Source organism: Paraburkholderia heleia NBRC 101817 (genome assembly GCF_000739775.1).
GTDB classification, from domain to species: domain Bacteria; phylum Pseudomonadota; class Gammaproteobacteria; order Burkholderiales; family Burkholderiaceae; genus Paraburkholderia; species Paraburkholderia heleia.
The window spans coordinates 1-1,460 of sequence record NZ_BBJH01000092.1 but is presented as its reverse complement, the minus strand read 5'-3'; the positions used below and the strand labels follow the sequence as shown (position 1 = coordinate 1,460).

The 1,460-nt window shown below is 65.9% G+C and carries 1 protein-coding gene; it reads left to right on the top strand.

What is annotated here, in order from left to right; translation table 11 throughout:
• Positions 1-1,460, top strand: a 1,460-nt coding sequence (locus tag BHE01S_RS35780; RefSeq protein WP_052406262.1) for an electron transfer flavoprotein-ubiquinone oxidoreductase, incomplete at both ends; no start/stop codon positions are given.

Genomic DNA, 1,460 nt, shown 5'->3' with positions numbered 1-1,460 from the left:
TACGGCCCGCGCGAGTCGATGGAATACGACGTGGTGATCGTCGGCGGCGGCCCGGCCGGGCTGTCGGCTGCGATCCGCCTGAAGCAGCTGGCCGCGGAGAAAGGCGTCGAAATCGGCGTCTGCGTGCTGGAAAAAGGCTCGGAAATCGGGGCGCATATCCTCTCGGGCGCGGTCATGGATCCGCGGGCGCTCAATGAACTGATGCCGGACTGGAAGGAGCAGGGCGCGCCGCTGAACGTGCCCGTGACCGAGGACAGGTTCCTGTTCCTCACGGAAACCGGCGCGAAGGGCGTGCCCAACTGGGCGTTGCCCGAGAACTTCAGGAACCACGGCAACTACGTCATCAGCCTCGCCAACGTCACGCGCTGGCTGGGCCAGCAGGCCGAGGCGCTGGGCGTGGAAATCTTCCCCGGCTTTCCCGCTGCCGAGGTGCTCTACCACGGCGACGGGTCCGTGAAGGGCGTCGCCACCGGCAACATGGGTATCGGCAAGGACGGCGAGCCCACCGAGAACTTCCAGCTCGGCATGGAGCTGCACGCGAAGTACACGCTGTTCTGCGAGGGCTGCCGCGGGCACCTGGGCCGCCAGCTGAACGAAAGGTTCAAGCTCGGCAAGGATGCGGATGCGCAGGTCTACGGCATCGGCATCAAGGAACTGTGGGAGATCGATCCCTCGAAGCACCAGCCCGGCCTCGTGATCCACACGGCTGGCTGGCCGCTGGAAAGCGATACCTACGGCGGCTCGTTCCTGTACCACATCGACAACCACCAGGTGATGGTGGGCTTTGTCGTGGGTCTCGCGTACCAGAACCCGTATCTCTCGCCGTTCGAGGAATTCCAGCGCTACAAGACGCACCCGGAAATCCGCAGGTATCTGGAAGGCGGCAAGCGCGTGTCGTATGGCGCGCGCGCGATCACGGCGGGCGGCCTGATGTCGCTGCCGAAACTCGTGTTCCCGGGCGGCGCGCTGGTGGGCGACGACGCGGGCTTTCTGAACGCCTCGCGCATCAAGGGCAGCCACGCGGCGATCAAGACCGGCATGCTGGCCGCCGACGCGGCGTTCGAAGCCGTGCAGGCCGGCCGCCAGGGCGACGAACTCGCGGCCTATCCGCAGGCGTTCCGGCAGTCGTGGCTCTACACGGAGCTGTACAAGGCGCGCAACTTCAAGCAGTGGATGAGCAAGGGGCTGTACCTGGGCACGCTGATGGTGGGCATCGAGCAGAAGCTGCTGGGCGGCAACGTGCCGTGGACGCTGCATCACCAGCACCGCGATCACGAGATGCTCAAGCCCGCTTCGCAGTGCAGGCCGATCGAGTATCCGAAGCCCGACGGCAAGCTCACGTTCGACCGGCTCTCGTCGGTGTTCATCTCGAACACGAACCACGAGGAGAACCAGCCGGCGCACCTCACGCTCAAGGACGCGAGCGTGCCCGTGAACGTGAACCTGCGCACCTACGCGGG